The sequence below is a fragment of the Novosphingobium rosa NBRC 15208 genome, assembly GCF_001598555.1.
GTDB lineage: Bacteria > Pseudomonadota > Alphaproteobacteria > Sphingomonadales > Sphingomonadaceae > Novosphingobium > Novosphingobium rosa.
On sequence record NZ_BCZE01000006.1, the window covers coordinates 17,833 to 39,612 of the forward strand.

Annotated in this window: 21 protein-coding genes; 12 read left to right on the top strand and 9 right to left on the bottom strand. The window is 65.8% G+C overall.

Going from position 1 to position 21,780, the window contains the following annotated elements; genetic code table 11:
* Positions 1–60 precede the first annotated feature (60 nt).
* Together SR3_RS02650 and SR3_RS02655 are read right to left on the bottom strand one after the other, a co-directional pair.
* Entirely contained in the window at positions 61–1,338 is a 1,278-nt protein-coding gene (locus SR3_RS02650; RefSeq protein ID WP_068080395.1) for an SAM-dependent methyltransferase, read from the bottom strand.
* Positions 1,339–1,419: 81 nt separating this feature from the next.
* Positions 1,420–2,622, bottom strand: coding sequence for an MFS transporter (locus tag SR3_RS02655; RefSeq protein WP_068080397.1), 1,203 nt, complete (start codon positions 2,620–2,622; stop codon positions 1,420–1,422).
* A 192-nt stretch (positions 2,623–2,814) separates the two neighbouring features.
* On the opposite strand from SR3_RS02655, the gene SR3_RS02660 reads away from it, so the two are divergent.
* Complete coding sequence (locus SR3_RS02660) at positions 2,815–3,744, top strand: aldose 1-epimerase family protein (protein WP_084454854.1); 930 nt, start codon at positions 2,815–2,817, stop codon at positions 3,742–3,744.
* Between the two features lie 264 nt (positions 3,745–4,008).
* Here SR3_RS02660 and SR3_RS02665 read toward each other — a convergent pair whose 3' ends face one another.
* The 5 genes from SR3_RS02665 to SR3_RS02685 form a co-directional block, all read right to left on the bottom strand.
* Complete coding sequence (locus SR3_RS02665; protein ID WP_068080399.1) at positions 4,009–5,556, bottom strand: DUF4403 family protein; 1,548 nt, start codon at positions 5,554–5,556, stop codon at positions 4,009–4,011.
* Between the two features lie 3 nt (positions 5,557–5,559).
* Entirely contained in the window at positions 5,560–6,096 is a 537-nt protein-coding gene (locus tag SR3_RS02670) for a ferritin-like domain-containing protein (protein WP_068080401.1), read from the bottom strand.
* 108 nt (positions 6,097–6,204) lie between these two features.
* On the bottom strand, positions 6,205–7,113 hold the full coding sequence (locus SR3_RS02675; protein WP_068080494.1) for an alpha/beta fold hydrolase: 909 nt from the start codon (positions 7,111–7,113) through the stop codon (positions 6,205–6,207).
* Between the two features lie 184 nt (positions 7,114–7,297).
* The gene (locus SR3_RS02680; RefSeq protein WP_157098593.1) at positions 7,298–7,597 is read right to left on the bottom strand and encodes a hypothetical protein; all 300 of its coding nucleotides are present in this window, start codon (positions 7,595–7,597) and stop codon (positions 7,298–7,300) included.
* A 26-nt stretch (positions 7,598–7,623) separates the two neighbouring features.
* Entirely contained in the window at positions 7,624–7,875 is a 252-nt protein-coding gene (locus SR3_RS02685) for a GlsB/YeaQ/YmgE family stress response membrane protein (RefSeq protein WP_068080405.1), read from the bottom strand.
* A gap of 152 nt (positions 7,876–8,027) precedes the next feature.
* Between SR3_RS02685 and SR3_RS02690 the strand changes: the two genes are divergently transcribed.
* From SR3_RS02690 to SR3_RS02710, 5 genes are read left to right on the top strand one after another with little or no spacing between them, the layout of a single operon-like run.
* Complete coding sequence (locus tag SR3_RS02690; RefSeq protein WP_068080408.1) at positions 8,028–8,342, top strand: hypothetical protein; 315 nt, start codon at positions 8,028–8,030, stop codon at positions 8,340–8,342.
* Positions 8,342–9,814, top strand: coding sequence for a sensor histidine kinase (locus tag SR3_RS02695; RefSeq protein ID WP_068080410.1), 1,473 nt, complete (start codon positions 8,342–8,344; stop codon positions 9,812–9,814). The genes SR3_RS02690 and SR3_RS02695 overlap by 1 nt, the downstream gene beginning before the upstream one ends.
* Positions 9,811–10,260, top strand: coding sequence for a response regulator (locus tag SR3_RS02700; protein WP_068080412.1), 450 nt, complete (start codon positions 9,811–9,813; stop codon positions 10,258–10,260). Before SR3_RS02695 ends, SR3_RS02700 begins: the two co-directional genes overlap by 4 nt.
* Positions 10,261–10,274: 14 nt before the next feature.
* Entirely contained in the window at positions 10,275–11,327 is a 1,053-nt protein-coding gene (locus SR3_RS02705) for a response regulator (RefSeq protein ID WP_245653742.1), read from the top strand.
* A 40-nt stretch (positions 11,328–11,367) separates the two neighbouring features.
* Positions 11,368–11,808: an acetyltransferase gene (locus SR3_RS02710; protein ID WP_068080415.1), complete on the top strand. Its 441-nt coding sequence runs from the start codon at positions 11,368–11,370 to the stop codon at positions 11,806–11,808.
* A gap of 65 nt (positions 11,809–11,873) precedes the next feature.
* On the opposite strand, the gene SR3_RS02715 is transcribed toward SR3_RS02710, so the two are convergent.
* Positions 11,874–12,569 (bottom strand): sigma-70 family RNA polymerase sigma factor, encoded by a 696-nt coding sequence (locus tag SR3_RS02715; protein WP_084454855.1) that lies wholly within the window; start codon positions 12,567–12,569, stop codon positions 11,874–11,876.
* A 332-nt stretch (positions 12,570–12,901) separates the two neighbouring features.
* Here SR3_RS02715 and SR3_RS02720 point away from each other — a divergent pair, with 332 nt between their 5' ends.
* From SR3_RS02720 to SR3_RS02740, 6 genes are all read left to right on the top strand, one after another.
* Positions 12,902–13,723, top strand: a complete 822-nt coding sequence (locus tag SR3_RS02720; protein WP_068080417.1) for a response regulator — start codon at positions 12,902–12,904, stop codon at positions 13,721–13,723.
* A 200-nt stretch (positions 13,724–13,923) separates the two neighbouring features.
* Positions 13,924–14,100 carry a hypothetical protein gene (locus tag SR3_RS31080; RefSeq protein WP_157098594.1) on the top strand — a complete coding sequence of 59 codons (177 nt, stop codon included), beginning with the start codon at positions 13,924–13,926 and terminating at the stop codon, positions 14,098–14,100.
* A 235-nt stretch (positions 14,101–14,335) separates the two neighbouring features.
* Positions 14,336–16,732, top strand: a complete 2,397-nt coding sequence (locus tag SR3_RS02725) for a glycosyltransferase family 4 protein (protein ID WP_084454856.1) — start codon at positions 14,336–14,338, stop codon at positions 16,730–16,732.
* Positions 16,683–18,035, top strand: coding sequence for a glycoside hydrolase family 130 protein (locus SR3_RS02730; RefSeq protein ID WP_068080419.1), 1,353 nt, complete (start codon positions 16,683–16,685; stop codon positions 18,033–18,035). Before SR3_RS02725 ends, SR3_RS02730 begins: the two co-directional genes overlap by 50 nt.
* Positions 18,036–18,193: 158 nt before the next feature.
* Positions 18,194–18,805 (top strand): biliverdin-producing heme oxygenase, encoded by a 612-nt coding sequence (locus tag SR3_RS02735; protein WP_068080421.1) that lies wholly within the window; start codon positions 18,194–18,196, stop codon positions 18,803–18,805.
* The gene (locus SR3_RS02740; protein WP_068080423.1) at positions 18,802–21,351 is read left to right on the top strand and encodes an HWE histidine kinase domain-containing protein; all 2,550 of its coding nucleotides are present in this window, start codon (positions 18,802–18,804) and stop codon (positions 21,349–21,351) included. Before SR3_RS02735 ends, SR3_RS02740 begins: the two co-directional genes overlap by 4 nt.
* A 210-nt stretch (positions 21,352–21,561) precedes the next feature.
* On the opposite strand, the gene SR3_RS02745 is transcribed toward SR3_RS02740, so the two are convergent.
* A complete protein-coding gene (locus SR3_RS02745) occupies positions 21,562–21,750 on the bottom strand; it encodes a CsbD family protein (protein WP_068080425.1) in 189 nt (62 codons plus the stop codon).
* Positions 21,751–21,780 lie beyond the last annotated feature (30 nt).

Consider the following 21,780-nt stretch of genomic DNA (forward strand, 5'->3'; position numbering starts at 1 on the left):
ATGGCCGGGCATGATTGCCCGGCCATTCACCTTCAGGCCACGCGTTTCAAGCCACGCGCTTCAAGCCACTCTGGGCGCCAGATGCCATTGCGGCGGGGCTTCCTCACCGATCAGACGCTGCATCTCGGTGGCGATGTAATCGCGGGTCATGGGCAGCACATCCTGCCGCTTCACGCTCTGCAGGTGGAAATTGACCATCTCGTCATTGCGGAAGGCCTGCTCGGCCCCGGCCAGATAGAACTGCCACATGCGCAGCAACTGCTCATCGTAAAGCGCGGTGATTTCCTTGGCATGCAGCGTGGTGCGGCGATACCATTCGGCCAGCGTATGGCCGTAATGATAGCGCAGGATCTCCACATCGGCCAATTGCCAGCCGCTGCGTTCGATGGCTTTCACCAGCTCGCTCATCGCCGGGATATAGCCGCCGGGGAAGATGTAATTGCGCGTCCAGGCATCGGTGAAGCCCGGCCCGCCGGTGCGCCCGATGGTGTGGGTCAGCATGATGCCATCATCCTTCAGCCGGTCGAAGGTATGGCCGAAATACTCACCGAAATGCCGCGCACCGACATGCTCGATCATGCCCACGCTGGTGATGCGGTCGAACTGGTCCTTCAGGTCGCGGTAATCGACGAGCTGAAAGCGCACCTTGTCCGCCACGCCCGCAGCCTCGGCGCGTTCCTGGGCGAATTTCACCTGATCGGGCGCCAGCGAGATGCCCAGCACCTCGCAGCCGTAATGGCGGTTGAGATAGAGCGCCAATCCGCCCCAGCCGCAGCCGATGTCCAGCAGGCGCATGCCCTGCGCGTCGCCATCGCTGGGCAGATGCAGCTTGGCGGCGATCAGCGCCTTCTTCTCCAGCTGGGCGCGCTCCAGCGTGGCCTTGTCATCGGCGAAGTAGGCCATGGTGTATTGCCGGTCCTCATCGAGGAACAGCTCGTAGAACTGGCGGTTGAGGTCGTAATGATGGCGCACATTGCTGCTGGCGCGCTTGCGATAGTTGAACTGGTCGGCCCACCAGCCGATCTTGTCGAACAGGTTCCGCAGCTTGCCCGGCGCCTGCATGTGGGTCTTGGCGGCGCGCGCCTCGGCGCTGAACATCAGCACCAGATCGCGAATGTCATGCGGGCATTCAACCACCATCCAGCCGCGCATATAGGCCTCACCCGCGCCCAGAGCGGGATAGCGGGCGATATGGTTGGCGGTGCGCTTGTCGGTGAAGGTCAGCTTGATCGGGTTGTCGCTGGGTTGGCCGTATGTGTAGACGCGAAGATCGGCATTGGTGATCTGCAGCGATCCATGGCGGATCAGTCGGCGCAACAAACGGTCAAGCAACCACATGCCTGTTCTCTTCCTTCGCACTACCCCCCGTCAACAAACGCTCGAAAGATCGCCCCGTTCCGCCCCATGGTCAAGGGCGACCTAGGTCTGGGCCGAAGATTTTCGCGCGAAAAACAGCTGGATCGCCGCTGCCAGACCCGAAGCGCCCAGACCGATCAGCGCCACCATCCGCCAGCCGCCATGCGCCCAGCCCCATGCCGCGCCCGCCGAGCCCAAGGCGCCGCCCACGAACATCACCGCCATGAAGATGGTGTTGATCCGCGAGCGTGCCTCGGGCTTCAGCGAAAAGATGATATGCTGGTTCGAGATCAGGGCAATCTGCACCCCGAAATCGAGCGCGATCACCCCCAGCACCATGCCTGCCAGCGTATCCCACAGGCGGATCACCACCCATCCGGCCACCACCACCAGCGCGCCCGCCACGATCATCGGGCGCGGCCCATGCTTGTCGGCGACGCGACCCGCCAGCGGCGCGGCGGCCACGCCGACAAGGCCGATCACGCCGAACAGCCCTGCCGCCCCGGCGCCCAGCCCGAAACGCGGCTCCTGCAGATGCAGCGCCAGGATCGACCAGAAGGCCGAAAACGAGCCGAAGACCAGCCCCTGGCTGATCGCCCCCAGCCGCAGCGCGGGAAAATCGCGCCACAGATGCTCCATGGAGGCGAGCAGCGCGCCATAGCCCAGCCCGGCGTCGGGCTTGCTGTGCGGCAGGCGCCAGCGCATCAAACCGCCGGCCAGCAGCGAAAGCGGCACGGCCAGCGCGAACATCGCCCGCCATCCGGCATGGCCGCCCACGATGCCCGCCAGCGTGCGGCTCAGCAGAATGCCACAGAGCAGGCCGGACATCACCGTGCCCACCACCGCGCCGCGCTTGTCCGGGCTGGCCAGATGGGCCGCGAAGGGCACGATCTGCTGCGCCACGGTCGACATGGCCCCCACAACCGCCGCCGCCAGCAGCAGCATCGCCGCATTGGGCGCGATCGCCAGCAGCGCCAGAGCGCCCGCCAGCAACAGGAACTGCACCACGATCAGCCGACGCCGCTCCAGCAGATCGCCCAGCGGCACCAGCAGCAGCAGCCCCGCCGCATAGCCCAATTGCGTGACCATCGGCAGCATGGCGGAGAGCGGGCCGGGCATCTCGCGCTCGATCAGCCCCAGCATCGGCTGGTTGTAATAGATGTTGGCCACGCCCATCCCCGTGGCCACCGCCATCGCCAGCGTGGGAAGCGCCGGAGTGACAGAGGGACGAGCGGCAGCGGTGGCGCCAGCCTGCGGATGGGGCATGGATTGTCCTTCGATGAAGCGGCTGAGGGGGGGATGTCAGCGCGAGGCTCCCCATAGGCCTCCCCCGCCCATACAGGCAATGCCCTTGGCGGCATGGGCGCTTGCCGCTTTCGCAACACGCTCAGGCTCAAACAGGCGGCCTCAGGCGGGGCGCAGTCCGGAACACCCGGGCCTTCCGGTCATTTTCGAGTCATGAACGACCAATCCCCGCTGATCCCCGCCCTGCCGCAGGGCGCTCCCCCTGAGGGTCTGATCCCCATCGGCGCCCCGGGCGGGCTGGATGCCGCAATCAATCCGCAGGGCGCGGAACTCTGGTTCCTGCGCGACCGCGACGGCGGCCATCTGCTGTGGAACGGCAATCCCGAGATCTGGTCGGGCCGCGCGCCGATCCTGTTTCCCATTGTCGGCCGCCTGCGCGATGACAGCTATCGCCATGATGGCCACGTCTACCGCCTGCCCCGCCACGGCTTTGCCCGCCACGCGCGCTTCACGCCGGGCGCCCATGACGACAATCACGCCCTCTTCCGGCTGGAGGACAATGCCGAGACCCGCGCCGCCTACCCATTCGCCTTCGCCCTGACGATCAGCTACGCCATCAACGGCAACACGCTCACCATCGGCGCCGAAGTGGCCAACCGCGGTGACACCCCCATGCCCTTCAGCTTCGGGTTCCACCCCGCCCTGCGCTGGCCGCTCCCTCAAGGTGGCCTGCGCGCGGCGCATCGCATCCTGTTCGACAAGCCCGAAGCGCCCGACATCGCCCGCCTCGACAGCAACGGGCTCTTGGCGCGCAGCGAACCCTCGCCGCTGGAAGGGCAGGACCTTTGCCTGCGCGACGCGCTGTTCGAGCAGGACGCGCTGATCTTTCCCGAAGTGAACAGCCACGCCTTGACCTACACCTCTCCCGGCGGCCCCGCGATCCGCCTCCAGACCGAGAACCTGCCCGACCTGGGCATCTGGACCAAACCCGACGCCGACTTCATCTGCATCGAGCCATGGCAAGGCCACGCCGATGCGGACGATTTCGCGGGAGATATTTTCCAGAAGCCGGGCGTGCTGGCACTGTCTCCCGGTGAGGTCTGGAAGGCCAGCGTCAGTCTGACTCACGAACGCTCCGCGTAGAAGACGGAAAAAGACAATGCGAGGGGGTTACCCCCTCGCGCTCCCATGACGTCTTCCGACGATAAGGCAGTGGCGCCGAAGCCTGGCCCCCAGCCTCTCCACCTGCGCGACATAAAGCGCCGCAGGCAATCAAATCGGAGACCGACAGGCTGCGCCAGCAATCCCTGCCTGCGGCGCGGCAAACTCGCGCCTTAGCCGAACCCGATGCGCAACGCAGACACTCAAGGGATTGCAAAGGGCGATGGCCCTTTGCCCGCCGGAGGCCTACTTCCCTCCCTTACCCCCCGGAGCATAGGCAATACTCGCCTGCCCGCGCAACCAAACCGGCATGTAGAGCCCATTGGCATAAGGCGCCATCCGCCCGTTCTTCGCCTCGGCCAGATGCGCCTTGATGCGGAAATCGCCCTGCTGGCGCTCATCGATGGCGCGCTGGATTTTAACGATCAGCTTGTTGTAATCGCGCGCGAAATTCTGCTGCAGAGCATCCGCCACCGCGCCGGAGAAGCCGGGGGAATTGGCGATGGCCAGCAGCAGGTCGCCGCCGGCATTGTCGGTGCCGCCGCTGACGGAGAGGTCGGTGAAATGGACCAGCTGGCTGCCGTCGGCGTTGTCAGGCTTGGCGGCGAACCAGATGCGGCCATGGGTGGCGCCTGCGGCACCGGACCCGGCAGAGGCCGTCACATCGGCGCCCACGGCGATGCGGCCCTTGCTGGCGCCGAAGACCTCGATGTTGCCGAAGCTGGCTGTCACCGGGCCGATGCCCGGCAGCACGAAGGGCTTGGCAGAACGCTTGGCCAGCGCCTTGTCCAGCACGGGCACAAGCTGGTCGTAATCGGCGAGGACGGGCGCGAAAATCTTCACCTGCTGGTCGGTGGGGGATGCCTTGCCCATCGCTGGCAAGGGGGTGGGCGCGGGATCGGCGGGGCGCTGGCCCACAATCGCCTGCGTCAGCGCCACCATGCCAAGGTTGAGCGTCAGCCGGTTGCCGGCGATGGTGTAGCCGCCATAGTCGATGCGCTGGGGCACGATCCGCATCCAGACCGGCGGATTGTCCTGATTGAGGTTCAGCACCGTAAAGCCCTTGGCCCAGAGGCCCTGCACCTGCTGGCGCAGGTTCAGCTTGTCGAGTTGCTCGGGCAATTTGGCCTGCAGCTTGGCGATCAGGGGTTTGAGCTTTTCGTCGGCCTTGTCGGTGAAGGTCACGCGCTGGCCCAGCAGATCGATGCCGGGCGGGGTGGACCAGTCATAGGCCAGGGCGATCTTGCCATGGGCGTGCCAGTCGGGGCTGAGCGAGAGGCTGATGCGCGCATGGGCCATGGCGCTGCCGGTGGCATGGGCATTGACCAGCCCGCCGACATTTTCCGCGCGCACATCGGCGGTGATCGGCAGATCGGCCACGATCACCTGACCTTGCCCATGCAGCGTGATCGCCCCGCGACGCGCGACGCCCACGATATGGCATTTCAGCTTGGGGGTGACGCCAATGTCCGCGCCGAACAGCCGGACCTTCTGAGGCTGCGCGCAGGTGGCGCCAGGCTGGTCGATGGTCCAGAGATCCTGCGGGATCTCCTGTTCCAGCAGCCGTTGCAGCACCCCCAGATCGCTGGAAAGCGGCACGGCAATGGTCGAGCTGATCGCCGGGGGCACCGCCATCTCGGTCGCGCGCGGCGGCGGGCCGGAGGGGGCGCGGTGATGCCACATGGCATACCACAGCCCTCCGCCCCCCGCGACCAATGCTGCGCCGAACAGCAGCAGCACGCGCTTGCCGGTGATGATGCGTCGGGATGGAGGCGCCCCGGCGTCAGCCGTCATCGATCAGTTCTCGAGCAGATCGCGCAGCTCGTCGGCATGTTCCTCTTCCTGCGCCAGAATGCCTTCCAGCAGCACGCGGGTGGTGGGATCGCGATCGCCGATAAAGCGGATCAGCTCGCGATAGGCTTCCACCGCGATGCGCTCGGCGATGAGGTTCTCGCGGATCATGTCCTCGATGGACTCGCCGGTCTTGTATTCGGCGTGCGAGCGCTTGGTCAGCGTGGCGGGGTTGAGATCGGGCTCGCCGCCAAGCTGCACGATGCGTTCGGCCAGCTTTCCGGCATGGATCTGTTCCTCGCGGGCATGCTCAAGGAAATGGGCCTTGATCGGCTCGGCGATCACGCCGCTGATGCAATAGGCATGGCGCAGATAGCGCAGCACGCAGACCCATTCGGTGGCCAGAGCGCGGTTGAGCTGCTCGACGATGATCGGGCGATCCTCCGGATAGCTTTCGGTGACCGGGCCTTGTTCGACATGCTTGCGCGCTTCGGCACGCAGCGTTTCGGTGGGGGTGAATGTGTCCTTGAGAAGCGTTGCCATCACGGGCTCCTTTACCGGTCTGCCCTGATGCAATGCGCTGGACAGCGCTCTGTTCCACGGGCGCGAAAAGGGCGGGCCGCCTTGGGATGCGACCCGCCCGGCCCCGCCTTACAGCGAGGGCGCGACGACCATCTGCGCGGTGGCATCGTCGATCAGTTCCTGCCGCGTGGGGCCTTCGTTGACCACGATGCCGCTGCCTTCGAGAAAGGCGATCAGATCGTTGGAGAGGCGGCGCGTCTGCGTGGCGAAAACGCCATGGGGTTCGCCATCATACTCCACCAGCACGGCGCGCGGCAGGCGAGCGGCCACCTCATGCGCGGTGGCGGCGATGGGCACCGTCTTGTCCGCCGTGCCGTGGACGATCAGCGTGGGCACATGGATGCTGGGCAGATCGCCGCGGAAATCGGTGGTGGCAAAGGCGCGCGCGGCCTGCAGCGTGGGGCGCAGACCCGCCCGCATCGCCACCTGCAGGGCATTGTCCAGCACTTCCTGGCTGACCGGCTTTTCCAGCAGGCCGACGCCGAAGAACTGCTTGAAGAAACCGGCGAGGAAATGCGCGCGGTCGCCCAGCAGGCCCTTCTCGATCTCGTCGAAGACCTCGAGCGGCACGCCCTCGGGATTGTCCGAGGTCTTGGGCATATAGGGCACCACCGAGCTGATCAGCGCCACCTGGCTGACCCCCTTGCCCTGATGGCGCGACATATAGCGTGCCACCTCGCCCCCGCCCATCGAGAAGCCGACCAGCGCCACATCGCGGCTGGCGCCGAAATGGGCCATCACATCGGCCAGATCATCGGCGAAGGTGTCGTAATGATAGCCGCCCGAGGGCTGGTCGGAGCGGCCGAAGCCGCGCCGGTCATAGGCAATGGCCTGAAAACCGGCATCGGCGAGGCGGTTGGCGACCGGGTCCCAGCTGTCGGAAGAGAGCGGCCAGCCGTGGATCAGCACCACCGGGCGGCCCTGCCCCCAGGCTTTGGCGAAAAGCTGCGTGCCATCGCGGGTTTCGACCATCGTCATCGGCGTGTCTCCCATCGGCGCGCCGCATCGGGCGCGCAGGTTGCTGCATGCCGTTTCCAAGTCTTCACGCGGCGATTTGGTCCCGCGCCGCAGCCTGTGCGCGGCAGGGCGTGGCGTACAAAAGCCAACGCCGCCGCCCCGCTGATGCGGAACGGCGGCGCTGTCTGCGCACCAATCGGCTGGATTACTTGCGCAGGTCTTTGGAGGCCTTGGCGGCTGCCGTGCTGGCATCGCTGGCCGCATCGGCGGCGGCGGCCTTGCTCTGCTTGGCCAGTTCCTTGCCCGAAGCCTCGATGCTGTCGGCGGTGTGGCTGGCCGCATCGCCGATCTTGCCGAGACCGGCCTGCAAATCCTTGCCCGCGCTGCTCAGCGCCGCATCGGCCTGCGCCGAATCCGAAGCCTGCGAGGCCGTGTCAGGCTTGGAGCAGGCCGAAACGCCCGCCACCAGCGCCAAGGCGGCCATCCCCGTCAAAAGCTTGTTCATGGCATTTTCCCCGTGATGGCGGCCGCTCAGGTCAATGACCCGCGACGCACCAGATTGACGATGGCCAGCAAAACGATGGCCCCCAGCAGCGAGACCGCGAAGGTGCCCACCGTCAGCGGGCTGTTGTTGATGTCACCACGCGCGAAAATCGCGCCGCCAATGGCCGAACCCACGATGCCGACCACGATGTTGCCGATCAGTCCAAAGCTCTCGCGCATGATCATGCCTGCCAGAGAGCCGACCACGGCACCGATCAACAGCCAGATAAGGATACCCATTGTACCGTCTCCTCAAGTTGCGCCAAACCTTGCTATGGTCGATGGAACAGGAGACCCCGAGCAATGTTCCATCGCCACGATAAGGGGATAGCGAGAATGGCGACGTGACGTTCCGTGCCGGAAAGGCGGCCCACCGGGGGCGTGAATGGCGTTTGCCCCGTCGCCCGGGCCTGTTTGCCGCACTGTCCGGCGCGGCGCTGCTGGCCGGTTGCACCCCTTCGGACGGTCAGGACTGGCATGGCTACACCTATCCCGATGTGATGAGCGATGCCCCGCCACACGTCAGCGGGCCTTACAGCGACGGGCCGCAATGCCTTGCCGCCCTGCGCTCCGCCAACGCGCGCGCGGCCAGCATGAGCCGCCCCCGCTCCGCCGGTTTCGCCTGCGCGCGCGGCTGCAGCCTGTCGGCGCAGGACAAGGGTTCGGGCGACAGGCTCGTCACCGATTGCCAGGAGGTGCTGCGCTGATGCCTCAGGGCCAGGCCGCGCAGCGCCGTTTCCGCCGCTCGCTGATGCGGTTCATGGGGCTGGGCTTTGCCGCGCTGCTGGGCGTGGTGATCTCCGCGGGCGTGCTGATGGCGATGAACCAGCGCCAGACCAGGCTGATCGCCCATACCTATCAGGTGCAGAGCCAGATCATCGCGCTGCGGCTGGCCTCGACCAGGCTGGTGGCCGCCAATCTGCGCCGCAATCAGGATCTGACCATCGAGAGCGAGGGGCCGCTCACCGCGGCACGCACCCAACTCGATCAGAGCATCGCGCGACTGGCCATGCTGACCGCCGACAATCCGCGCCAGCAGGCCCGCATCCCGCTGCTCACCGCCATCGCGGCGCAGATCGAAGTGCAGGCGGGGCTGCCCGTCCAAGGCGCTCTGATAACGGGCGCGCTGGTTGATCGGCCCAACAATCTGATCTTCCGCATCACCCGCGCGATGCAAACACATGAGGACCAGTTGCTGGCCTATCGCAGCGCCCGCCAGCATGGCATCGAGCGGGGCTTCTACATCGCCTTGGGCCTGACCGGCCTGTTGCTGGTGGCGATGGGCACGCTGACCTTCACCACCATCCAGACCTACACGCGTGAGATCGATGCCCAGCGCCAGGCGCTGCGCATGGCCAACACCGGTCTGGAAGCCGCCGTGCAGGAACGCACCGCCGAGCTGAAACGCGCCAACAGCGAGATCCAGCGCTTCGCCTATATCGTCAGCCACGATCTGCGTTCGCCGCTGGTCAATGTGATGGGCTTCACCGCCGAAATGGAGACCGCCACCCGGACGCTGACCAGCCTGCTGGACAAGGCGCAGGAAGAACGCCCCGACACCATCGCCCCGGCCACCGTCACCATCATCCGCGAGGATCTGCCCGAGGCCATCCGCTTCATCCGCACCTCCACCGAGAAGATGGACCGGTTGATCAATGCCATTCTGCGCCTTTCGCGCCTCGGGCGGCGGGAGATCGCGCCGGAATGGCTCGATATGGACACAGTGGTGCAGGGCGTGATCGACACGCTGCATATGCGGATCGAGGAGACCGGCGCGCAGGTGGAGATCGCCTCCCCCCTGCCCCGCATCTTCAGCGACCGCATGGGGCTGGAGCAGATGATCGCCAATCTGGTCGAAAATGCGCTGAAATATGGCGCGGGCGCCGCCCCGCCGCAGATCCGCATCGCGGGCCGCGCAGTCGGCGAGCATATCGAGATCAGCGTGGCCGACCAGGGCCGGGGCATCGACCCGCGCGATCATGAGCGCGTCTTCGACCTGTTCCGCCGCTCCGGCCAGCAGGACCGGCCCGGCGAGGGCATCGGGCTGGCCCATGTGCGCGCGCTGGCCTATCGGCTGGATGGCACGGTCACGCTCGATTCCGCGCTTGGCAAGGGTGCCATCTTCACCATACACCTGCCCCGTCATCACTCCGGATCGCAAAGCTCCCCCCAGCCATGACCACGCACCAGACCCATCACAGCGTCACCATCATCATGATCGAGGACGATGAAGGCCATGCCTTGCTGATCGAGAAGAACATCCGCCGCGCCGGGATTTCCAACGAGATCGTTCATCTTTCCAACGGCCATGACGCGCTGGAGTTCATCTTCAACGCTCCCCAAGGCCCGCTGCACAATGGCCCGGCGCTGATCCTGCTGGACCTCAACCTGCCGGACATGAGCGGGATCGACATCCTGACGAAGATCAAGTCCGAGGAGCATCTGCGCCGCACCCCCGTGGTGGTGTTGACCACCACCGACGACAAGCATGAGATCGAGCGCTGCTACGATCTGGGCTGCAATGTCTACATCACCAAGCCGGTGAATTACGAGAATTTCGCCGCCGCCATCCGCCAGCTGGGCCTGTTCCTCTCGGTGATCCAGGTGCCGGACGCCGGGCTCTGATGCCGTCACCCCCGATGTCTGCCAGGCCACGCCTGCTCTATATCGACGATGACGAGGGCCTGTGCCTGCTCGCCAAGCGGCGGCTGGGGCGCGAGGGTTTCGATGTCACCACCTGCGACAGCGGCAGGCAGGGCGTGGCGCTGGCACGCGCACAGGAAGAAGCGGGGCATACGTTCGATGTGGTCGCGCTCGATCACTATATGCCGGAGCAGAACGGGCTGGAGACGCTCGACCAGCTGATGGCGCTGCCCAATCCGCCCGCCGTGATCTATGTGACCGGCTCGGAAGAGACCAGCATCGCGGTGGCGGCGCTGAAGGCGGGCGCGGTCGATTATGTCATCAAGACCGTCAGCGAGGATTTCTTCGATCTGCTCACCCGCACCATCGGGCAGGCTCTGGCCGCGCGCCAGACGCTGATCGAGAAGGAGCTGGCCGAACAGCAGCTGCGTGAAACCAACATCAAGCTGGAAGCCATGCTGGGCGAGATGAACCATCGCGTCGCCAACAGCCTGCAGATGGTCTCCGCCGTGGTGACGCTGCAATCGCGCATCGCCCGGGGCGAGGAAGCGCAGGCCATGCTGCGCGACATCCGCCAGCGCATCCATGCCGTGGGGCGCGTGCATCGCCAGCTTTACGTGGGCGGCGCCTCCACCACCATCGCGATGGACAGCTATGTACTGGGTCTGGCCGAGGATCTGGCGGGCAGCTTTTCGAGCGAGGCCTCGCCGCGCGTGATGCGGGTCTTCGTCGATCCGCTGGTGCTGCCGGCTTCCGTGGCGGTCACTTTGGGCATTCTGATCAACGAACTGGTCAGCAACGCCTGCAAATACGCCTATGCCGAGCATGAGCCGGGCGAGGTGCGCATCCATCTGCAGGCGCAGGGCGATGCTGCATACCGTCTGGCGGTGGAGGACGATGGGCGCGGTTACGATCCCGCCGCCCCTTCCAAGGGCACAGGTCTGGGCTCGCAACTGATCCGCACCATGAGCGAGGCTTTGGGCAGCAAGCTGACCGTCACCAACACCGCGCCGGGCCTGCGGGCGGAACTGGTTGCGCCTTTGCGCTGAAAGTGTGGCGGAGCAGGCCGCGCTTTTGTAACGCGCCCTCATGACCATGATCCGACTTTCGCGCCCCGGGGACAGCCCGCGCATCATCGCCATCTGGCGCGCCGCCGTGGACGCCACGCATGATTTTCTCACCCGCGAGGATCGCCTTGCACTGGATGATCTGGTGTGCGGCTTCCTGCCTCAGGCGCAGCTTTGGCTGGCGGTGGATGCCGAGGATGTTCCTCTGGCCTTCATGCTGATCGACGATGGGCATATGGAAGCCCTGTTCGTCGATCCGGCGCATCGCGGGACGGGGATCGGCGCCGCGCTGGTACGGCATGGCCTTGCGCTGCACCCCGGCATGACGACCGATGTCAACGAGCAGAACCACCAGGCCCTGGGCTTTTATGAGCGCATGGGCTTCAGGCGGACAGGCCGTTCTGCCCTTGATGGCCAAGGAAGACCTTATCCGCTGATCCATCTGGCCTTCGCGGCGGCTTGAACCGCCCAAACGAAAACCGGCGGCCGTCCCCGAAAGGACGCCGCCGGTTGCGCTGGCAGGAAGGGTCAGGCTGCCAGTCGAGCGATGATATGAGGCGGAGCGACCTTGCGCAGCTCCTCAAGGAAAGCGTCGAGCACTTCGCCCTTCAGCACGAAGCTGCTGCGGGCATCGGGCAGCACGCCGCTGTCGATGGCGGCGGAGAGCGCCGCACGGGCGCGGGCGATGCGGCTCTTCACCGTCCCCAGCGCCACGCCGCAGATTTCGGCGATTTCCTCGTAGCTGACGCTGCCGATGGAGACCAGCACCAGCACCTCGCGCTGGGCGGCGGGCAGCGTGGCCAGAGCGCGCAGCACGTCGGCGGCTTCGAGGCGGCCTTCCTGCGAGCCCTGGATGTTGAGGATGCGCTCGGCCTCGGTCTCGTCATATTCGCCCACGAAGCGTTCGCGGCGGACCTGACCGAAATAGTGATGGCGCAGGATGGTGTAGGTCCAGGCGCGGAAGCTGCTGCCCGCCACATAGCGGTCGCGCGCGGCCCAGGCCTTCATCAGCGTTTCCTGAGCCAGATCGTCGGCCCGGTCGCGGTCGCCGCAGAGCATGCGGGCGAAGGCGCGCAGATGCGGAATGGCGGCGGTGAGTTCCTTGTGGAAATCGGCGTCCGAAAGCGGATCGCCTTCGATCTTGCCCTGGATCCTGGCGCCGCTGGCCACAGCATTCGGCTGGGGAGCGAGCTGCTTGTTCTGTTCGATCGTCTGCTCGATCATGGGGTGTCTCCCGTCGTCTGTGTTAACCCTTCAATGGCCGGGATCGGCATAGGTTCCGCAGCATATCCAGCCCGTTGCACGGTTCGACCCCTTCGCCACCCCTGCCAGAACCGCAGAAATCCGGGGTTCCGCGCAAGGATCGGCTGATACAAAAAATAATTTTCTCCCGGCTGCGCGGCATGAGGCGGAACAAGCGGGCGGCAAAATCGTAAAGCTTCAAGACAGCGCCCGGGCGCGCAGGGGGAATTTCCGCAGATCGGCGTCCTATCAGCACGATCGGCAGAGGCCTGACGCCGGAGCGTGGCTGTCCTGCCAGGATCAAGGATCGTTTGATGCCGCTTACTTCGGATCGCCCCAACCCCACTGCCCAAACATCTCCGACCCAGGCTCTGGCATCCTCCCTGCCCTATCTGCGCCGCTATGCCCGCGCGGTGACCGGATCGCAGTCGATGGGCGACAATCTGGTGCGCATGACGCTGAACGCCGCGCTGGAAGACGCCGATCTGCTGGAGCGCATCTCGCAGAGCCGCGTCGGCCTTTATCATGCCTTCACCGGCGTCTGGACCTCGGTGGACCCCGATGTGGGCCGCGATGGCGCCGGGCCGGAAGATGGCAGCCCCTCGCAGCTGGGCCGCGTCTCCACGCTGCGCCGCCAGGCCCTGCTGCTCAGCCAGCTGGAGGATTTCTCGATCCCCGAAACCGCGCAGATCCTGGCCGTCTCGGATGAGGAAGCCGAGGAGCTGGTGAAGGAAGCGCTGGCCGATATCGCGCGTGACAATGTGGCCGATGTGCTCATCATCGAGGATGAGCCGCTGATCTCCACCCATCTGGCCGATATCGTCAGCAGCGCGGGCCATCGCATCGTCGCCAGCGCCACCACCGCCTCGCAGGCGCGTGAAGCCTATGCGCTGCACCGCCCCACGCTGGTGCTCAGCGACATTCAGCTGGCCGATGGCAGCTCGGGCATCGATGCCATCGAGGACATTCTGAAAATCGGCCCGGTGCCGGTGATCTTCATCACCGCCTTCCCCGAAAAGCTGCTGACCGGCGAGGGGCTGGAGCCCACCCTGCTGATCAGCAAGCCCTTCCGCGAGGAAACCGTGCTGACCACCATCAGCCAGGCGCTGTTCTTCGGCTCTAATCTGAATGCCTGATCCTGCTCGCCCCGGCGCATGCCGCTTGCGCCCAGCCGTTGTGCAATGCGGAACATTCGCCGGGGGACAACATTCCGATTTCAGGGCATGGCGCTGCGATTTTGCTCGTAACGCCGTTCTTTGGCGATAATCTCGCCAAGGGTTGTTACGGCGATACAGTCGCCGCCATGCCATGATGATTTCTCGACTGGAAGCTGACCGTGCCCGATACCAGCCCTTCCCTGTTTGGCGGCAAGCCACCCGAAAGCTCCGACAAGCTGCTCGAGCAGACCGGATGGGGCAAGGACATCCGCGACTTCTACAATGCCGCCGTGGATGAAGGCGTACCGCCGGAATTCGAAAACCTGATGGCCAAGATCGCCAAGAAGATCAAATGATCGCGGCAGGCTGATCTCCATCCCCTCAAAACCGCCCGCAAAGGCCCGCACCGGCGTGGAAAAACCACGGGCATGGTTCGCCTGATCATACCCTTCGGACCTGCGACCATGCCTTGGTCGCAAACATCATACCAAAGGTCGGTTTTTGCCGGAATAGCGTGGAACTCCGCCATCGCTGACCCATTGTCGAGATGAGCCCCGGATCAACCGGATCGCCGCCAGAGGGAAGCCCCCGATGACCCATGACTTCCCCAGCCTGCGCGATCAGACCCTTTCCGATTACACCGTTGCCGACGTGGTCGATCTCTTCGCCCCGGAAACCCGCAAGCCCCGCCTGCGCGTGGCGCTGATCGGCACCTACACCCCGCGTCGCTGCGGCATCGCCACCTTCACCTGCGACATCCGCGAGAAGCTGGCCGCCTTCATCCCCGACATCGACGTCGATGTCTATGCGCTCGACCAGCAGGGTTCCGGCCTGAGCTATGAAGACCATGTCCGCACCATCGAGGCCGACAATGCCGAGGCCTATGCCCGCGCCGCGCGGCTGATCAACGAAAGCGGCGCCGATGTGGTCTGGCTGCAGCATGAGTTCGGCATCTTTGGCGGTCCCGATGGCGATCTGGTGCGCGAGCTGGTCGATGGCGTGGCCGCCCCGGTGCTCATCACCTTCCACACCGTGCTGGCCGAGCCTTCGCAAGGGCAGCGCGCCGTCACCGAGCATCTGCTGACCCGCGCCAGCAAGGTGATGGTGATGTCGCGCCATGGCGCCGATCTGCTGGCCTGCGCCTACAAGGCCGACCCCGCGCTGATCGAGATCATCGAACATGGCGCGCCCGACCGCCCCTTCGGCGGCGAGGAAGGCGCCAAGGCCCGCATGGCGCTGGATGGCAAGCAGGTGCTGACCACCTTCGGACTGCTCGGCCCCGGCAAGGGTCTGGAACAGGTGATCGAGGCGCTGCCCGCGATCATCGCGCGGCACCCGAACGTGGTCTATCGCATTCTGGGCGCTACCCATCCGGTGCTGCTGGCCCGCGATGGCGAAAGCTACCGCGAGGGCCTGATCGCCCGCGCGCAGGAGCTGGGCGTGGCCAGGCATATCGTCTGGGAAAACCGCTTCCTCGATACCGATGAGCTGCTCGACCAGCTCGAGGCCTGCGATATCTACATCACGCCCTACCTCAATCTGGGCCAGTCCACCTCGGGCACGCTCAGCTATGCGGTGGCGCTGGGCAAGGCGGTGGTCTCCACGCCCTATGTCCATGCGCGCGAACTGCTGACCGATGGCGTGGGCCGCCTGATCGACAGCAATGCGCCCGAAGCCATCGCCCAGGCGGTGAACGCCCTGCTCGACGATCCCAAGGCGTTGATGGCCACCAAGCTGCGCGCCTATCAGCGTGGCCGCCAGACGATCTGGCCGCAATTCGCCAAGGCCGGGGCGGCGCTGGTGCGCTCGACCGTGGCCCCCTCGCCCCAGCCGGTGTCGCCGCAGATGGTGCCGGGCCTCTCCGCCGTCTTCGCCATGAGCGATGCCACGGGGATGCTGCAGCACTCTGTCGGCATCGTGCCGGATCGCCACCATGGCTATTGTTTGGATGACAACGCCCGCGCGCTGATGCTGATGAATGTCTCCACCTCGCTCAGCGAAAGCGAGCGCCTGCGCTGGAGCATCTGCTACGCCGCCTTCATCCAATATGCCTGGAACCCGGAAAAGGGCCGCTTCCGCAACTTCATGAACTTCGACCGGACCTGGTGCGAAACCGAGGGTTCGGAGGATTCCAATGGCCGCGCGCTCTGGGCGCTGGGCCATACGGTGGAGCATTCGCCCCTGCCCGACATCAAGGCCTGGGCGCTCGACCTCTTCGACACGGTGATCGCCAGCATCGAGCCCCTGCAGAGCCCCCGCGCCATGGGTTTCGCCGCGCTGGGCGCGCTGGCGCTGATGCGCGCCGGTCACCGCCATGGCGCGGCGCGCGACATGGTGATCGACAGCTGCAACATGCTGGCCCATCTGCTCGACAAGACCCGCCGCCCGGACTGGGCGTGGTTCGAGGCGGTGCTGGGCTATGACAATCCGCGCCTGTGCCAGGTGCTGATCGAGGCTGGGCACCTGCTGGGCGAAAAGAACTGGCTGGCCATCGGGCTGGAAACGCTGGGCTGGATCAGCCGCTGCCAGACCGGCATTCAGGGCCATTTCCGCCCCATCGGCTCGGAAAGCTTTGGCCGTCAGGGCACATGGCAACCCTTTGACCAACAACCGCTTGAAGCGCAGGCCGCCATCGAGGCCGCGCATAGCGCTTTCGTCGCAACCGGCGACAGGGGGTGGACCGATCAGGCCCGGCAGGTGTATCAATGGTTCTTCGGCGCCAATGACCGCGGCGTCGTGCTGGCCGATCTCGCCACCGGACGGTGCCGGGACGGTGTAACGCCGCGAGGGCGTAACGAAAATTCGGGCGCGGAATCAATACTGGCCTTCCAGCTTGGCCATCACAGCCTGTCGCGCCTGCTGCGCCGGCTTCAGCCGCCGCAGCTTCAATCACAAGCCGTTTCCACGGCCAGCCAGACGCCCATCAAGGGGATCGACCTTGGACAAACAGTTGCACGTCCTCTCGCGCAATCCGCTGCATATTCTTGATGAGAGACTTCATGCCGACCCCACGCGGGTCGTGCTGCGCCCCTTCCATCTGGGGTGGCAGGGAGCAGGCGCGCCCGAGGGGCGCGCCTTGCGTCTTGTGCGCGATGTCGCCGGGCTGGATGAGGCGCGGGTGGAACGCGAATATGCACTCGTCCTCCACGACTTCCTCGACCGCCACTGGCAGACCGAACATATGTTCGAGGCCCGTTTCGAGGAGGTGGCCATCGCGCTGGAACTGGGCCGCCGCGATCTGTGCGTGGCGGAGTTTTCCTCCACGCGCCGCAAGCTGATCGGCGCCTATTTCTGCCATGAATACACCTATGCCGCAGCGGCCCTGATGAACCCCTCCATCGTGCCCCATCCCGACCAGAGCGGGATGAAGGAGGGCACGGTGCGCTTCATCCTCTCGCTGCGCGCGGTGGGTGAAGGGCATATCAGCTCGGTCGCCTTCCGCGAGGGGATCGCCAGCGAAAGCACCATGAAAGAGGGGGGCAGCTTTTCCCTCTGGCCCGAAAGCGCTTTCGCCACCGCCGTGCAGCGCTGCGACCATGGGCTGGGCATTCAGGATGAGGACGCCCCCGTGCAGGTGGAGCGCCATCCCGAAAGCAGCCTGTCCAACACGGTGATCTTCCCCATCACCGAACAGCAGGCCAACGGGCTGGAGGATCTGCGCCTGGTCCGGCTCGACCATGGCGATGGCGACATCGAATGGGTGGGCACCTACACCGCCTATTCGGGCCGCTCGATCCGCAGCGAATTGCTGCGCACGCGCGATTTCCGCCGCTTCACGCTGGAGCCGGTGCAGGGCCGCGCCGGGCGCAACAAGGGCATGGCGCTCTTCCCGCAGAAGATCGGCGGGCAGTATATGATGGTCGGCCGCCAGGACGGCAAGAACCTCTACCTCCTCAAGTCGGACCGGATCGACCGCTGGGACGATGAGGGCGTGCTGCTGATGGAGCCCGAATATCCCTGGGAGTTCATCCAGATCGGCAATTGCGGCAGCCCGATCCTGACCGATGCCGGCTGGCTGCTCTTCACCCATGGCGTGGGGGCGATGCGCAAATATGCGCTGGGCTGCGTGCTGCTGGACCGCGATGATCCCTCGCGCATCATCGGCCGCGTGCGCGAGCCGGTGTTGACCGCCGAGAATGCCGACCGCGCGGGCTATGTGCCCAATGTGGTCTACACCTGCGGCGCGCTGCTGCTGGGCAAGGATCAGCTGCTGATCCCCTATGGCATCTCGGACATTTCGGTGGGCTTCGCCAAGGCGCGGTTGCAGGATCTGCTGGCGCTGATGGTCTAGTTTTGTTGTCGCATCGCGCCCATCTTCCGGGGAGACAGGCCCCGCGCGATCCCGTAAGCAACCCGTCCGAAACGCTTCCCCGGAATTTTCCGTAGAAGGGAGCCTTTGGGCTCCTGATGCATTCTGCTTCAGGTACGGTACCGAAAGCGAAGGTTGCAATGCCCGAAACCCCGATGTCCGTCATGGCGCCACAGGATATGCGCCCTGAGGACTTACGGCATGTCCTCAGGCTGGGCACGCGCGAAGATCATGAGCGGCTGGACGCCAAGCTGGGCGCCTGCGACCTCGCCACCCATGGCGGCATGGCCCGCTTTCTGACCGCCCATGCCATCGGGCTTCAGGCTGTCGCCCCGCTGGCGGCGCGCTTCCTTCAGGATGAGCTTGATCTGGTGATGCCCGATGTGCAGGCGATGGTGGCGCAGGATCTGGCCGATCTGGGCGCCGCCGCGCCGCTGCCCGCTCTGCCTGCCCTGACCGATGATGGCGCGGCGGGCGCGGCCTATGTGCTGATCGGATCGCGGCTGGGCACGGCGGTGCTGCGCACGCAGGGCTATTGGTCGCCCGGCACGCCCGGCTTCAGCCGCTATATGGAAGACACCAGCCTGCGCACGTTGTGGCAACCGCTGGTCAAGGCGCTTCGCGACCACGCTTGGTCGGATGCCGGGCGAGAGGCCGCGCTGGCCACCGCCCGCGCCAGCTTCGCCGCTTTCGAGCAAGGGCTGCATCTGGCCGAAACCATGCCTGCCCCCGGGGCTGCGTGCCCCTCATGACCCTGACCTATCCCGATCAGGGCGTCGATCTGAACAGCTGCGATCTCGAGCCGATCCACATCATCGGCGGCATCCAGCCCTTCGGCTATCTGGTGGCGCTCTCCAGCGACTGGATCGTGGCCCGCGCCTCGGCCAATTGCGAGGCCCTGCTGGGCCGTCCGGCGCAGGAAGCACTGGGCCACCCCGCCGCCAGCTTCTTCACCCCCGCCGCCGTCGACCAGATCCGCCAGAGACTGTCCGAACTGCAACCCGGTCAGGTCGAACGGCTCTTCAGCCTGCCGCTGACGCCCAGCGGACGCCCTTTCGATGTGGCGCTCTACCGCGCCGGGCGGCAATTCGTGCTGGAGATCGAGCCCGCGCATCAGGGCATGGCGCGGGATTATCTCTCGCTGGTGCGCCCGATGTTCGATGCCGCGCGTCAGGCCTCCACCCTCGATGAATTGTGCGACATCGCCGCCCGCCAGATGCGCCGCCTGACCGGCTTCGACCGGGTAAAGGTCTACCGCTTCGACGAGACCGGCGCGGGCGAGGTGGTGGCCGAAGCGCGCGGCGACCAGATCGACAGCTTCCTCGGCCTGCATTTCCCCGCTTCCGACATTCCGAAACAGGCGCGCAAGCTCTACACGCAGAACCTGCTGCGCATCATCGCCGACATCGACGCCACGCCCGTGCCGATCCAGCCGGCTCTGGATGCCGATGGCCAGCCGCTGGACCTGACGCCCAGCGGGCTGCGCGCCGTCTCGCCGATCCATATCGAATATTTGCGCAACATGGGGGTCAGGGCCTCCATGTCGGTTTCGATCCTGCGCGGCGGCAAGCTGTGGGGGCTGTTCGCCTGCCATCATTATGCGCCGCTCAACCTGCCCTATGCCACGCGCACGGCAGCGGAACTCTTCGGCGAGTTCTTCTCCGGCCTGCTGGAGCAGATGGAAATCCGCACCACGCTGGCCCAGCACGAAACCGCCACGCGGCTGCATGACGATCTGACGGCGCAGGTCGCCCATGGCGGCTCGCTGCTCGCCAATTTCGACCGCTTTGCCGATCTGATCGGTCAGGTGATCCCCTTCGACGGCATCGTCGGCTATGTGGCGGGCGATTATGTCTCGCTGGGGCAGACGCCCAGCCAGGCGCAGTTTCTCGATCTGGCGCGCTTCCTCAACACCACGGGCAATGGCGCCTGCTGGTCGACGCATCATCTGGCGCAGGTCTATCCCCCGGCGCAGGCTTTCGGAGACCGCGTCTGCGGCCTGCTGGCCGTGCCCGTCTCGCGCGTGCCGCGCGATTTCCTTGTGCTGTTCCGCCGCGAATATGCCCATGAGGTGCTGTGGGCGGGCGACCCCGGCGCGCCCAAGCAGGCCCCCGGTCCTTTGGGTGACCGCTTGACCCCGCGCAAGAGCTTCGCCCTGTGGAAGGAAGAGCGCCGCCGCCAGTCCAGACCATGGTCCGGCGATGAGAAGGCGATTGCCGAAAAGCTGCGCGTCACGCTGATCGAGGTGATCCTGCAACTGCTCGATGCTTCCAATGCCGAAAGGGAAGCCGCCGCCCGCCGTCAGCAGGATCTGATCGCCGAACTCAATCACCGCGTGCGCAATTCGCTCAACATGATCGGGGCGATGGTCAGCCAGGGCCAGCGCAGCGCGGCCACGCTGGCCGATTTCTGCAGCCGGGTCAGCGCGCGCATCGCCACGCTGGCCCGCGCCCACGATCAGGTCAATGCCACCAGCTGGGCGCCCTTCCCGCTGGGCCCGCTGATCCATGAAACCGTGCGGGCCGCCTTTCCGGAAACCCATGGCGCGCTGACCATCGCCGGGCCGCAGGTGCTGATCCGCCCCTCCGCCTTCACCACGCTGGCGGTGGTGATCCATGAGCTGGTCGCCCACAGCACCGCCCTGGCCACGCCCGAGGGGCAGGTGCAGGTCGATTTCGCGCAGACCGAAGCGGGAGACCTCACCCTTTCATGGCGCGAACATGGCGGCGCGGGGATCGAGAGCGAGGGCGGCGCCTGGCATGACCGCATGGCGATGGCCATCGTCGAACGCTCGATCCCGCACGAACTCTCCGGCCATGCGCGCGTTACCTTCCATGCTCAGGGCCTTGAGGCCCAGTTCACCATCCCCGCCGAAAGGGTGCAATTCATGAATGATACGCCAACCCCCTCGCCCACGGGATCGCCGGGTTCTGTTCCCGCCGCCAGCCTGCTGTCGCAGCGCGCCCTGGTGGTGGAGGACAACATCATCATCGGCATGGAAGCAGAGGACCAACTGCTGGCGCTGGGCGCGCAGGCGGTCGATCTGGCCAACAATGTGGCGCAGGCGCTCAGCCTGATCGCGGCCAACACCTATGAATTCGCCCTGCTCGACGTCAATCTGGGCAATGAGAGCAGCCAGCCCATCGCCGACGTGCTGCAAGGCAATGGCACGCCCTATGCCTTCTCGACCGGCTATGGCGAGGTGCCATGGGCGCATGGCCCCAAGGTGCCGGTGGTGACCAAGCCGCTCGATTCCATCGCGCTGGAACGCGCCATTGTGGCGTCGCGGCTTCCTTGAACGCCGCTTTGCGACTGGCCTGAAGCGACTGGCCTCAAACTTTCCCTCTGGCGCGCCCCCAAGCAAAAGGCCCCGCCTGGGCAGGCGGGGCCGATGGTCACGGCGAAACAGGGGGGAAACACCGCAACCAATGGATGCCGGAGCCGGGCGGGCAGGAAGGGGGAACCTGCCTCGAGACCCGGCTCAGGTCGATCCTTGACGCTTCGACCTTTAGCGGTCGATCACGTCCTTGACCGCGTCCTTGGCCTTGCCGGTGGCGGACTGCACCTTGCCCTTGGCGTCCTGAGCGGCGCCCTTGGCGGCCAGTTCAGCGTCACCGGTTTCCTTGCCGATGGCTTCCTTCACCTTGCCGATGGCGGAATTGGCGGCGCCCGAAATACGGTCTGTGGTCGAACTCATAGTCTGTCTCCTCATGGATCTCGGATCGGA

Bases quoted from the DNA above. Each gene is read 5' to 3' on its own strand.
- SR3_RS02650 (WP_068080395.1), bottom strand. From the start codon at position 1,338: ATGTGGTTGCTTGACCGTTTGTTGCGCCGACTGATCCGCCATGGATCG.
- SR3_RS02655 (WP_068080397.1), bottom strand. From the start codon at position 2,622: ATGCCCCATCCGCAGGCTGGCGCCACCGCTGCCGCTCGTCCCTCTGTC.
- SR3_RS02660 (WP_084454854.1), top strand. From the start codon at position 2,815: ATGAACGACCAATCCCCGCTGATCCCCGCCCTGCCGCAGGGCGCTCCC.
- SR3_RS02665 (WP_068080399.1), bottom strand. From the start codon at position 5,556: ATGACGGCTGACGCCGGGGCGCCTCCATCCCGACGCATCATCACCGGC.
- SR3_RS02670 (WP_068080401.1), bottom strand. From the start codon at position 6,096: ATGGCAACGCTTCTCAAGGACACATTCACCCCCACCGAAACGCTGCGT.
- SR3_RS02675 (WP_068080494.1), bottom strand. From the start codon at position 7,113: ATGACGATGGTCGAAACCCGCGATGGCACGCAGCTTTTCGCCAAAGCC.
- SR3_RS02680 (WP_157098593.1), bottom strand. From the start codon at position 7,597: ATGAACAAGCTTTTGACGGGGATGGCCGCCTTGGCGCTGGTGGCGGGC.
- SR3_RS02685 (WP_068080405.1), bottom strand. From the start codon at position 7,875: ATGGGTATCCTTATCTGGCTGTTGATCGGTGCCGTGGTCGGCTCTCTG.
- SR3_RS02695 (WP_068080410.1), top strand. From the start codon at position 8,342: ATGCCTCAGGGCCAGGCCGCGCAGCGCCGTTTCCGCCGCTCGCTGATG.
- SR3_RS02700 (WP_068080412.1), top strand. From the start codon at position 9,811: ATGACCACGCACCAGACCCATCACAGCGTCACCATCATCATGATCGAG.
- SR3_RS02705 (WP_245653742.1), top strand. From the start codon at position 10,275: ATGTCTGCCAGGCCACGCCTGCTCTATATCGACGATGACGAGGGCCTG.
- SR3_RS02710 (WP_068080415.1), top strand. From the start codon at position 11,368: ATGACCATGATCCGACTTTCGCGCCCCGGGGACAGCCCGCGCATCATC.
- SR3_RS02715 (WP_084454855.1), bottom strand. From the start codon at position 12,569: ATGATCGAGCAGACGATCGAACAGAACAAGCAGCTCGCTCCCCAGCCG.
- SR3_RS02720 (WP_068080417.1), top strand. From the start codon at position 12,902: ATGCCGCTTACTTCGGATCGCCCCAACCCCACTGCCCAAACATCTCCG.
- SR3_RS02725 (WP_084454856.1), top strand. From the start codon at position 14,336: ATGACCCATGACTTCCCCAGCCTGCGCGATCAGACCCTTTCCGATTAC.
- SR3_RS02735 (WP_068080421.1), top strand. From the start codon at position 18,194: ATGCCCGAAACCCCGATGTCCGTCATGGCGCCACAGGATATGCGCCCT.
- SR3_RS02740 (WP_068080423.1), top strand. From the start codon at position 18,802: ATGACCCTGACCTATCCCGATCAGGGCGTCGATCTGAACAGCTGCGAT.
- SR3_RS02745 (WP_068080425.1), bottom strand. From the start codon at position 21,750: ATGAGTTCGACCACAGACCGTATTTCGGGCGCCGCCAATTCCGCCATC.